This is a genomic window from Runella rosea, from assembly GCF_003325355.1.
Taxonomy (GTDB): domain Bacteria; phylum Bacteroidota; class Bacteroidia; order Cytophagales; family Spirosomataceae; genus Runella; species Runella rosea.
The window spans coordinates 23,224-34,963 of record NZ_CP030853.1 but is presented as its reverse complement, the minus strand read 5'-3'; the positions used below and the strand labels follow the sequence as shown (position 1 = coordinate 34,963).

General features: G+C 40.9%; 11 protein-coding genes. 3 read left to right on the top strand and 8 right to left on the bottom strand.

The features are described from left to right. Positions 1 to 31: 31 nt before the first annotated feature. Positions 32 to 874, top strand: coding sequence for an SDR family NAD(P)-dependent oxidoreductase (locus tag DR864_RS29120; protein WP_114070667.1), 843 nt, complete (start codon positions 32 to 34; stop codon positions 872 to 874). 151 nt (positions 875 to 1,025) lie between these two features. Here the strand turns inward: DR864_RS29120 and DR864_RS29115 are convergent, their stop codons facing one another. Together DR864_RS29115 and DR864_RS29110 are read right to left on the bottom strand one after the other, a co-directional pair. Continuing rightward, on the bottom strand, positions 1,026 to 1,514 hold the full coding sequence (locus DR864_RS29115; protein ID WP_114070666.1) for a cyclophilin-like fold protein: 489 nt from the start codon (positions 1,512 to 1,514) through the stop codon (positions 1,026 to 1,028). Between the two features lie 46 nt (positions 1,515 to 1,560). Beyond that, positions 1,561 to 2,337: a hypothetical protein gene (locus DR864_RS29110; protein WP_114070665.1), complete on the bottom strand. Its 777-nt coding sequence runs from the start codon at positions 2,335 to 2,337 to the stop codon at positions 1,561 to 1,563. A gap of 154 nt (positions 2,338 to 2,491) precedes the next feature. Here DR864_RS29110 and DR864_RS29105 point away from each other — a divergent pair, with 154 nt between their 5' ends. Both DR864_RS29105 and DR864_RS29100 read left to right on the top strand, forming a co-directional pair. After that, positions 2,492 to 3,379, top strand: coding sequence for a helix-turn-helix domain-containing protein (locus DR864_RS29105; RefSeq protein ID WP_114070664.1), 888 nt, complete (start codon positions 2,492 to 2,494; stop codon positions 3,377 to 3,379). A 225-nt stretch (positions 3,380 to 3,604) separates the two neighbouring features. Beyond that, positions 3,605 to 4,495: a helix-turn-helix domain-containing protein gene (locus DR864_RS29100; RefSeq protein WP_114070663.1), complete on the top strand. Its 891-nt coding sequence runs from the start codon at positions 3,605 to 3,607 to the stop codon at positions 4,493 to 4,495. A 132-nt stretch (positions 4,496 to 4,627) separates the two neighbouring features. Here DR864_RS29100 and DR864_RS29095 read toward each other — a convergent pair whose 3' ends face one another. The 6 genes from DR864_RS29095 to DR864_RS29070 all read right to left on the bottom strand — a co-directional run bounded on the left by DR864_RS29095 (position 4,628) and on the right by DR864_RS29070 (position 11,617). Next, positions 4,628 to 5,305, bottom strand: a complete 678-nt coding sequence (locus tag DR864_RS29095) for a 3-keto-alpha-glucoside-1,2-lyase-like domain-containing protein (RefSeq protein ID WP_205319310.1) — start codon at positions 5,303 to 5,305, stop codon at positions 4,628 to 4,630. A 58-nt stretch (positions 5,306 to 5,363) separates the two neighbouring features. Beyond that, entirely contained in the window at positions 5,364 to 6,224 is an 861-nt protein-coding gene (locus tag DR864_RS29090) for an alpha/beta fold hydrolase (RefSeq protein WP_114070662.1), read from the bottom strand. Between the two features lie 11 nt (positions 6,225 to 6,235). Continuing rightward, on the bottom strand, positions 6,236 to 6,766 hold the full coding sequence (locus DR864_RS29085; RefSeq protein ID WP_114070661.1) for a DinB family protein: 531 nt from the start codon (positions 6,764 to 6,766) through the stop codon (positions 6,236 to 6,238). A gap of 186 nt (positions 6,767 to 6,952) precedes the next feature. Beyond that, positions 6,953 to 7,555, bottom strand: coding sequence for a Crp/Fnr family transcriptional regulator (locus DR864_RS29080; protein ID WP_114070660.1), 603 nt, complete (start codon positions 7,553 to 7,555; stop codon positions 6,953 to 6,955). Between the two features lie 183 nt (positions 7,556 to 7,738). Beyond that, complete coding sequence (locus DR864_RS29075) at positions 7,739 to 9,694, bottom strand: c-type cytochrome (RefSeq protein ID WP_114070668.1); 1,956 nt, start codon at positions 9,692 to 9,694, stop codon at positions 7,739 to 7,741. Between the two features lie 78 nt (positions 9,695 to 9,772). Beyond that, positions 9,773 to 11,617 carry a 3-keto-alpha-glucoside-1,2-lyase-like domain-containing protein gene (locus DR864_RS29070; RefSeq protein ID WP_114070659.1) on the bottom strand — a complete coding sequence of 615 codons (1,845 nt, stop codon included), beginning with the start codon at positions 11,615 to 11,617 and terminating at the stop codon, positions 9,773 to 9,775. Between the last annotated feature and the right edge of the window lie 123 nt (positions 11,618 to 11,740).

Sequence of the window (11,740 nt, the reverse complement as noted above, 5' to 3'; positions counted from 1 at the left end):
GTAGGGACTAAAACAACGAAAAACAGATTGTATGAAAAGCAAAAAGGTGTGGCTCATCACTGGTGCAGGCCGTGGGATGGGAGTCGATATTGCTAAGGCAGCTCTGGCCGCAGGTCATCAGGTTGTCGCTACTGGTCGCAATACGGATAAAGTAGCGAATGCTCTGGGAGAATTCGAGAATCTATTGGTGGTAAAGCTAGACATTACCAGCTCTGCCGATGCTGCCGCCGCCGTAAAAGCTGGCGTTGAGCGATTTGGCGCTATTAATGTACTAGTCAATAATGCCGCTAGCTTTTATGCTGGGTATTTTGAGGAACTGACACCCGAGCAGATCGAGCAGCAGTTAGCAACGAGCCTATTGGGGCCTATGAATGTTACCCGTGCCGTTTTGCCAGTCATGCGCAGACAGCGTTCAGGACAAATTATCTCAATTTCGTCAAGTGCGGGTCTTTCAGGCTTCGAGTTTGGCAGTGCCTATGCCGCCTCAAAATTTGGCCTGGAGGGCTGGATGCAATCCTTGCAGGCAGAAGTAGAACCGTTTGGCATAGATACCATTGTAGTGAATCCGGGCTTTTTCCGCACTGAGCTTCTTACAGAGGAGTCGACCCATTATGCCGAGCAGTCCATTGAGGATTACGCCGAGCGCCGAGCGCAGCTAATGCAATTTTGGAAAGGATATAATGGTCAGCAGTCAGGTGATCCAGCTAAGCTAGCTCAAGCATTGATTACGATTTCAGAGCAGGAAAAGCCCCCTCATCGCTTCGTTGCTGGAGCCGATGCGATTGGCGGGGTAGAGCAGGTAGTGGCGGTGCTTCAGCAGCAGATTAATGCTCACCGAGAATTATCAACTTCCCTAGCATACGGAGATTCGTAAAAGAATTTTCCAGTAAAAGTGCCGATTTAAACCTTAGTTTATTTCGGTACTTCTAACCTGTTCTGGATATTTTACTCTTCTATTCCTGTGCTTCTGCAGCATAAGCATTTATGCTATTTGTACTCATTTCATTGATTGTTTTAACTCGTGATTATTCCTCTTCCAATTCAAATGTAACCTTTACATTACCAGTGCCGAGTGCCGCCACAAGCCCTGTTATATCATCTATTTTTCCAATCTTGGTATAGCTATAAGACGTTGAAAATGACTTATAAAAAAGCACCAACGTGCTTGAGCTATACAACATCAAATCACCAGATTGAATAGAAGATGGTACTGATGAATTTGTGGGAAGAGTTTTAGGAAAATCGAAAAACTTCTCGTTATTATTGAGCTCTTTCATGTCAATAGTCAGTGGCAACATCGCCTTAAAAGCTTTTGAGGTGGGGTTATCTAAAAGGGTTATTGTGAAGGTACTTGTTCCAATTTTAACCCTTACCTTATTGCTATTTGCTGAATTATTATTTTGATTATCAGTCATTTCTTCTTGATTTTTTAATAATAAACTTTCATTGTTGCAAGAAGCTAAACAAGCAATCATTGACAGTGTGAAAGAGAGGGTCAGCCATAATTGTTTCATATTGATTTAGTTGGTTAATAGTGCGAATATTTTTCATTTGAGCTTGTTATTGTACGTTTTTAAAGTTTCTGGAAAAGTTATAGGCGACCATTATATTCCACATGAAATCCTGATTATTAGGTACATTTGATTGGAAAGTTTGATTAATGGTGGAGTGCAGCGAAAACGGCAATTTTTTATGGGATAAAATACCCGTAGCGGAGAAATAATCGCCTCGGTAGCCGTCAGTGTGTAAGAAAAAGACCATTGGAATAAACTGAAATCTACTATATTCACTCAGTTTTATATTCGAGATACTAGTGGCCAAGAATAAAACCCGGGTAAGTTGAGGGCCATTTTTTTGCAATGCATTTCCTTGGAGGTAGGTCGCACTCACGTTCCAATTGGTGGTAATTTGATAGTTAGGCACAACCTCAAATGCCAAAAACCTCAACAGTTCGGTTATTTCTGTCGTTTTTCCGTTGTCGGTTACGTTGCGACGAATGAGCGTAAAGGCAGGATGACCGCCAACTCTCAAACTGAATTTCTTTTGTTCAATCAATCGATACCTAAACCAGAAAATCAATCCGCCTTTGCTCGCATCTGGAACGAGGCGTATATCGGGGTCAAAACTGAACCGTTTTTTTCGCCAATAAAAATTCATGATGGCGGCAGGGCTATTTAATGAGAATGTTGGAACGATAGAGAACCCGTTGTTGGTGAGGCCTACTGAACCCGAAAAACTTGAAACGGTTTGGGTACTATCGACAGACTGCCCAAAGCCCCTTTGCAGTATTAAAACAAAAAGCAGTAATAATAAAATAATAGTACTTAAGTGCTTCATTGATAGGTGGTTGTTTTGCAAAATTCAATCCACTGCAAAAGTAATTTGCACCTATATAATTGCCTTTATACATTTTACGGTTTTACTTACCACTTTTACAGTTGCCGCTACGGTTCATGGTTTTGGTTTGTAAATTTGACCTAAAACAGAGCAGATGGAAATATACGATACCATTAAAAAGTACAACGAGACATTTAACCACAAAACGTTGCACCCGCTTATCAGTTTGGTTGATTTGAACAAGTCGAACCCACTGAAAAGAAACAAGTTTACGCTGGGTTTTTATGCTATTGTCATTAAAGAAACTCGGTGTGGAGATTTGCGTTACGGCAATAAATATTATGACTATGCCGAAGGTACCATGGTGTTTTTTGGGCCTGGGCAGATAATTACGAATGAACCCGAGGGGGAGCTACATCAACCCTATGGCACAGCCCTTATATTTCATCCTGACCTCATTAAAGGCACGAGTTTGGGAAAGCAGATTCATGAATATTCGTTTTTTAGCTATCAATCCAACGAGGCATTGCATCTTTCTGAGAAAGAGAAAGAAATTGTGAGTACTTGTTTTGGAAATGTAGGCTCTGAAATTAGTCAAAATATTGACCGACACAGTAAAAAGCTGATTGTAGCAAACCTTGAATTGCTTTTGAAGTATTGTTCTCGTTTCTATGACCGCCAGTTTATTACCCGTGAAAATGCCCATCACGGAATGATAGAACAGTTTGAGGGATTGTTAAACGAATATATTTTTGGGAAAAAACTTAAAATGGAGGGTCTGCCCGCCGTTTCTTACTTTGCCGAACAATTGCACCTTTCACCCAACTACTTCGGCGATTTAATAAAAAGGGAAACGGGCAAGTCAGCCCTAGAGTTTATTCATTTGAAATTATTGGATGCGGCAAAAGAAATGGTCTTGGATACGACCAAGTCAATAAGTGAAGTAGCGTACGAGCTTGGTTTTAAATATCCCCAACATTTTACCCGACTCTTTAAACAAAAAGTCGGGATGACGCCCCTTGAGTATCGTATGGTAAATTAAGGATTCTTTTGCTTCCAAAGTCACAAAAGCCCTAACTTTTTAGCATTTTCCTCTGTGATGAATGCACAAAGAGCTGGATGTTTGATTTGATAAGTAAAATGTCTCACCAAATGAGCTACTTGTTTGATATTCGTAGTTTTTTGTGTGAAATAGGTTACGTCTTCAGCTTATTGTCATTTATTTTTGTTCCGTTTTGTTATGATAGGTATATTACAATAAGGACTTATGGACAAGCCTGAAACTTTAGAAGAACTTTATAAAAGAAAATTTGAGTGGATGCCCGATGGGATTCGCAACGATATTGGGCATTTCAATGTGTTTGAATTGAAACCGCTGGTTGGTAAGCCTATTCCCTATAAACGCCGTGATTATTATAAAATCATGTTGGTTATTGGTCATAGCAAAGTGCATTATGCTAATAAAGTAATTGAAGTTCAAAAACAAGCAGTGTCTTTTTCCAATCCTCATATCCCTTACAAATGGGAGCACGTGGATGATGTTCGGGAAGGTTTTTTCTGCATTTTTAATCATCATTTTTTTCATCAATTCGGAAACCTGAACCAATATGAAGTATTTCAACCCAACGGTACCCACGTATTTGAATTGACTGATGAACAAGTCAATAAGCTGAAAATCATCTACGAGCGTATGTTTGAAGAAATCAATTCTGAATATATTTACAAGTACGATGTCTTGAGAAATCTTGTGTTTGAGTTGTTGCACTTTGCGATGAAAATACAGCCGTCTTCTCTATTTGATAAACAATCTGGCAATGCATCGCAGCGAATCTCGGCTTTGTTTTTAGAGCTGTTAGAGCGACAATTTCCCATTGATGATGTTCATCAGGGCATCCAATTTCGTACTGCTTCTGATTTTGCTAATCAATTAAATGTGCATGTCAATCACCTCAATCGTGCTGTAAAAGAAATCACACAAAAAACCACCTCTCAACTCATCGCCGAGCGGGTTTTACAGGAGGCAAAAATCCTTTTGAAGCATAGCCGTTGGAATGTTAGTGAAATCGCCTATGGATTGGGATTTAAGGAATTAACGCACTTTAATAACTTCTTTAAAAAACACACACAGCTCAGTCCACTAAAATTTAGGAGTGTTTGATTTTTGTAAAGTATTGTTTGACACCCCTAGTTTACACACCAAAGAAAATTTGGGTATTAGCAGACCAGACTAAAATGGATTGTGAAAAAAGCGAAGATTTCCCCAAATTTTATATGCTAAAACCAGTAAGACCTATTGTTTTGTAACCTTCAAATCTGCGAAATAACCTTCGGTGCCCACGTCCACAAATAAGCCTAATGCTCCTGTGGTGTTTTCTCCCAATTTTAAGTCATTCACTATCAAAGAAGGCTCATTGTTGTCATTCAAAAACAATTTGGCTTGTTTGCCTTTCACTACAATTTTCATTTTTATCCACTCATTAAGGCCCATATCGGCATACGATTCGTATTTTTCGGGCGATTCTTTTCGTAGGCGGTCAAATTTGAAATCAGGAAAAGCAAAGTATTGAATGGAGTGATTGCGGCGTACTTGGTCGTCGGACCGGCCATTGGTAGGACGAATATAGATGCATTCAAAAGCAGAATTTTGTTTATTGATTCTGAAGGCAATGCCTATAAACCCACGGTCGGAAGGGCGAGCCGTTTTCAACAAACGACTGAGTACCTTTACTTCAATCGTTCCATCTTGAAAATCAATGTCTTTGATTTTTACAAACGTAGCTTCATCAACTGCTTTTAGGGTAGAATCTTTGATGATTTTTAATACCGCTTTGCCTTCCAGCTTTTCGAGAGCCATATACACTTGATTGGCTACAAGGTTAGTGGGGGTTAACTTGATACTTTGTTGGGCCAATAAATTGATGGAGAGAAGCAATAAGCCGCTAGTGAATATACCAATGAGGCCTTTCATCACATTTTAGTTTATTTTGTAGTAATCGTACATTTTGTGGTCCTTAAAACCAATTATCTCAGTATTTTAAAAAAGGTACAATACTTTCCCAAACCGCTGCAAAATTCTCAAGAAACACAACGTGGCCAGTATTGGGTATAATACATAACTGGCTGTTGGGTAGCATATTATAAGCGTTGATTACAGTTGAAAGCGGTGCATTTCGGTCTAATTCACCAGCCATAATAAGTACAGGACATTTTATTGAACCAAATAATTCTTTGCTGGCGGTCATGGTATTGTAGAAAACTTCCATTTTTGCCCAAAAATCTTCTAATTTTTCAGGTTCAGGCATTATGGCTTTTTGTTGAGTCCAATATGCCTTATCTGTATTCAATAATTCTTTCGGATTAAACACCACTTTTCTTAACCCTGGAATTTGTTCGCCTGCCCCAATCGCTATCACTTTCTTTATTCTTTCGGGATACATACTTGCTATTTTATAGCTGGTATAAGCCCCATCGCTAAACCCTAAGATAACGACTTTTTCTTTGGTGATGACATTGATTACCGACAATACATCATCGGCTTTTTGTTCGTAAGTTATTGGTAAACTACCTATTTCTGATTTTCCGTGTCCCCGTGTAGAAACTGCAATAACCTGAAAGTTTTTAGAGAGACTGTCAATAAATTCGGCCATTTCGATGGTAGAACCCAATATTCCACCGTGTAGAAGGACAATTGGCTGACCTTTGCCATATACTTCATAATAAATGTTGGCATCCTTTGTCTTTGCATAATGCCCCGCTTTGGCATTAGCCCCATAAGGTATTTTATTGACTATGGATGGCGGTTGAAAGGCCCTTCTTAAATTTTGTTGCCCGTAAACATACGAGCAACAAAATACAAGATATATTGCAGAAATTAGTTTTGAATTCATCTCAAATAGGATTAAAACAATTTCTCATTTGGTGGTTTTACGCCAGCCAAGCGCAAATAAATAGTACATTGTCCACGGTGGTGGGTTTGATGTTCAAAACACTTCGCAACCGCCATTCCTTTGGTCATGTCAAATCTTCCAAACAACTTGATACTTTCGTTCAATTGCGCGGGAGTCATTTTTTTGAGGCCATTGATAACGAAATCATAGCCCTCCAAGACGATTTTTGTCACGTTGGCTTTCGATTTATCGGTGCTTTTTTCTAATTCTCCAGGGCCATAAGGGCTTTTTTCACCCGTTGCTGCCGAGACAAATCCATAATTGGCGTCACTCAAATGCAGCATTTGCTCAGCAAACGAACGAATATCAGGCGTGGGCTTCAAGGCATAGCCTGATTCAGGCATGGCATCAAGGTATTCTTTGGTGTAGGCTTTGGCACGTTCCCACTCTTTCACCAATTCATTCACGGAGGTTTGGGCATTGGCCAAAAACGAGATTCCAAAAACGAAACAAAGGGTGCTAACAATTTTCGTGATTTTCATAATTGATTGTTTTTAAAGGTGAAATAAGGGTGTATTTGTTAAACTTTTTTTTGGCTTCAGCCAAGGTGACGGTTTTGCCCAGTGTACCAAACTACTAAAATACCATTAGCTTGTTTTGTTTAATTGCCCATGCAAAGGTCCGACCAATTGTTGGAAGCTGCCAATAAACTATCTTAAGAAATATCCTTAAGATAGTTTAAGGTTAGCGCTTTCAGAAGCGATATCTTTCCGAATTTTGCTTAAAAATTCAGGAGTAATGCCCAAGTAAGAAGCAATTTGGGTATTGGGCAGCCGTAAAGCTAGTGTGGGGTATTGTTCCTGAAAAGTCAAATACCGCTCCAAAGCCGTAGAGCTGATATTTTGCAATACCCGATTTTGCAATTCTACATACTTGTTTTCAATGATGACTTTAAAGATTCGATTGAGTTTAGGTAGATTGGTGTAGAGAAAATACAAATCTTGCTGTTCGATTTGTAGGATGACAGAGGGCTCGATGGCTTCGATGAATAACTTGCTCGGCTTTCCTGAATGAAAACTGCCAATATCGGCAATCCAATCATTTTCAATCGCAAATTGAATGTTATGTTCGGTTCCTTTGGCATCTACGCCAAACATTCTGAAACAACCATTTATTACAAACGTATAGTGTTTACAGGGGAATCCCTCTTGCAAAATAAACTGCCGTCGCTTGATTGAGCGATGATTGACTCGGCTTTCCAATAAATTTTTATCGCTCTCTTTCAAAGGAAGACAAGTCTCAAAATGGTCAATGAGGGGTTGAATCGTCATGGCTTAAATGGGTAAGATTTTGAGAATTTGTCCCAAGTATAATTATCAATTTTTGAATACAGAAAGACCAGTGACTTTGGATTCACTGGTCTTTACTTAAATTATACAGAAACGGTCAATTAAATTAGTATTAGGCAAATGCAAAAACTTTGATAGCTAGTTCTGCAAATACCAAAATCGAAATTATTTTTTTGACAAAGAATTAATCCAAGCGGCAATTTTCAAAGCATCTCCTTTTGAAACTTGCGGCATGGCAGGCATTGGTGTGGCATAGTCTGGCCAGTTTTCAGGTTTCGGGGCATAAATCAATTCTACGATTTTTGCATCGCTGTATTTACGCTTTGCCACATCAATATACGACGGACCTACTACTTTTTTGTCAGTTGCGTGACAGGCAAGACAAGTGTTCTTTGCCAAAAGCGGTTTTACTTCTTCCCAAGTTGGGGCTTTTTTTGCAGTGGCCGTTTTGGTTGAAGTAGGTGCGGGTTCCTTACCTTTCCCGTCGGGAGAAACGTGTTCTTTTACGGGCGCCGTAACGGTTGCTTTTACGTTGCCTGATCTAGTCGTTTTCAATTCTGAAACTTTCAATTTCTCACCGTCAGGGATATTATTCAATGTATAATAAGCATCTGGATGGACCAGTGACCAATAATTGCCCGCTGCACGTACTCCTTCAAGCTGAATTTTATGAACAAAATACTGACGCATACCGTCCAGAACAATTCTCACTTTTTTACCATCTTCCGACAATTTTACTCCTTTAACCGTCACATCTTTTGTGTCAATCTGAGGGCTGCCGTAAACTGGATAGTGTTTGTAGAGATAGCTGCTCACTTTATACGAATCAAGGTCTTCGGCTGATTTACGATCAACTGGCAACGTAAATTCGATTTCAAAACCATCGGGCATTGCCTTTACCGTGTACATTTCAAAAGGCATTTTGCCATTCCAAACCAAACGCTGTAATCCCTGATTGGCATCACCTGCCGACCCCCAACCACGGTTGGTTTCACCCACAAACATTGAGCCGTCTTTTGCAAAAGCCATACGCAAAACGCCCGACTGAAACCCACTACGGAAACCGATAGAAGCACCTTGGTATTCCCCTTTTACTTTTTCGAGAACTACCCGCATAATGTTACTTTGTCCTTGGTCGCCTACAAAAACCTGACCTGTGAAGGGCCCAAACTCGCCGTTGGTTTCGTCCATGATAAGCTCGGCGGTTGAAACGCCGTGCACACCGTAAGGCAACCAAACGGCAGGAAGCTGCACCATGTCATATTTTTCTTTCAACTGATACAAAAACTGGGGTGTTTCGTTACGGGTGTTTTCGGGTTTTATTGCACGGTTGTTGGCATCTCTTTCTTGGCGGTTATCCCGTTCGCCAAAGAATTGTTTTTCGGTTAATTTTACGGGAGAATTTGGAGATTCAGCCCATTTCAATCCCGCAGGGTGACCCATAAACCCTCCTTTTTTTACGGGAAAAATACCGCCAGTACCCATCCAATCTCCCTGATTGTCGGTGTACCAAAGTTCGCCTTTTATCATACTGATACCAGCTGGTGAGCGGACTCCTGTGGCGTACGGTTCGTATTTACCGTCTGGTGTAATACGAAAAATCCAACCACGGCCTGGTACGCGGCTTTCGCCTCTCCACCATTCTTCGTCGCCAAATGCTACGTTGCCGCTTACAAAAAAGCTTCCGTCTGGGGCTACTTTTGGCCCGAATGAGTATTCGTGGTAGTGCCCCGATAAGGCCCAAGCGTGTACGGTTTCGTAAATATCAGCTTTACCGTCGCCGTTTTTGTCAATAAGTTTGGTCAATTCTCCGCGCTGAGCACAATACAAAAAACCATCTTTGTAAGCAAGGCCCAGAATCTCGTGCAAGCCCGATGCGAATTTTCTAAAATAAGGTGTACGACTGGTAGGGTTATCTACAATCCATACTTCCCCACGGCGGGTTGAGATTCCCAATGAGCCGTTGGGCAAAGTAATCAAGCCACCGACTTCCAGTATAATTCCCTCGGGGATGGGCGGGGTAATGATTTTATAAAAATCTTCTTCTTTCGGAGATTCCTGCGCTTTTACCAGTGGCAGCGTTGCCAAAAGTAGTAAGGCTATTTGAGCAATTTTTTTCATTGTCATTATTTTGAGTTGTCGGGCGAGAGATTACCCGATAATCTATTAGTTAAAAAGTAATGATGTTGCGGACTATTTTTAGAACAGGAGGGCATATTTAACCGATCCGTTAGTCACAGGAACAATCAGCTCCTGACCGCCATTCACATTTCTGATTTGCGGCACCACCGATTTGTCGGCTATTTGGATAAAATAGGACTTGTTATTAACCGAGTACAGGCCTTCAGAAACCATTTCAATGTTGGTTCCTTCGGCAACTCTTGCCACCAGGTTTTCGACTGGTTTTGCCAATTTCACTTCGCGTTCAAAATGTTTGTTGTCTACCACCGAAAGGCGGTCGCTGACGGGCGAACCAAATGCTATATAATTGAATGTCGGAGCGTCAGTCTCATCTAGCGCATATCCCTTAGGAAGATAACCGCTGCCAGTAGTGTCTGCCTGCCATGCTGACTGACCGTTTACTTTTCCCAGAAACATTTCATTGTTCAAAAGCGTCACACTACCGCGTGGGCGTGAAGAACCATCACCACGGCTGTGCCACATTGGGGTAGCATCAAGAAATTCACCACGCCAAACCTGCAATAAAGCACCTTTGTCGAGGTCGTAAGTATAGTGCAGATTGGCAGGACTTCCCACCGAAACCGCATGAACAATACGGATGTTTTTAGCTTCGGGGGTCTTTTTGAAGTCCATGAAGCTGCGCATAACAGTATTGGTAGGAGCAGTCACAAGAATTGGGTCTACCCCGCCACCTGTTGTTACCGAACTGGCAGTGTTTAAAGACATTTCTCGAAAACCAGGACCAGATACTGCTACCGCTAAACCTGGCCGCATATAACCCTCGGTTTTGCTGTTGAAAACTTCAATGGTATGTACTCCTGCCGTGAGGTTTACTTTTCCTTGACGAAGCGCATTTCTTGATTCTTTTGGTAGTACTTCTTTGCCATCAATTTTGAGGTAAGCATTTCCTGCCGCCTGCAATTTGAAAGTGTATTCGCCCTCGGTAGCAGCGGTGTATTTTCCGTTATAAACGTAAGCGTAGTTGTTGTTGTCTTTCAGAATTTCCCAAGAAAAGGCTTCTTTTTTGCCTGTTTCAGCCACTTTTTGTTTTGAGAAATCTTCGTTGGCTGCAAAGGGGCCGTAGTAGGTTTTATAGGTAAGGTCGGATAATGTTCCTGGCTTTTTGTCAAAATTGTTAATGACAATATTTTTAATTGCCAACGAACCATGATCACCTTGAATGCGCAATGGACCAGATGCTACATCGTCTTTGGTCAGTGAGCCACGAGTGGGGCCGCTTACTTCCACGTTTTCGTGAATGGTTATACCATTCAAAACAATTTTAAGAAATACGGCATTGGCTATTTTCTTACCTGTGGCATCAAAGCGAGGAGCCTGGTATGATATTTTGATGTTTTGCCATAAACCCGGCGCTTTTGCTACGTTAAAACGGGGTGCATATCCTTCATACCCTTTTTCACCTTCTGGTTTAGAGTCATTCCAACGCTCATAAATACCACCATTGTCGTTGTATTTAGCCGTTTTTTTGCCCCAACTGTCAAAAAGCTGCACTTCATAGTTTCCTTGTAGATAAATACCCGAATTGGATTCTTTAGTTAGCATAAAATCCAATTCTAAGTCTAAATCTCCGTGTTGGAAATTTGACACAAGCTCATATTCTTGACCGTATTTTCCTTTTTCGTGAATACATACTAGAACGCCTTTGCCAGGTTTGGATTCTAATGCATTGACTTTGGAAATATCGACAGTGACGTCACCAGCAATAGACCAGTTGTTGGCTTTGTTGGTAAAGGCACTGAGGTCATTGAGAGGGATAGCTGTTTGGGCAAAAACAGATGACGCAACAATCACTCCCGGCACGCAGGCGATTAATTGCGAAAAAATACTTTTGGGTTTGAACATAGAATGGTTATTCGATTGATAATAAATAAATTAATTCGTTTTAGGTCAAAAAGCCGCCGTTCGATAAAAGATACTAATTGCCTTATTTTGGACAATAAAGTTAAAGAAGTTGATGGTGCGGTT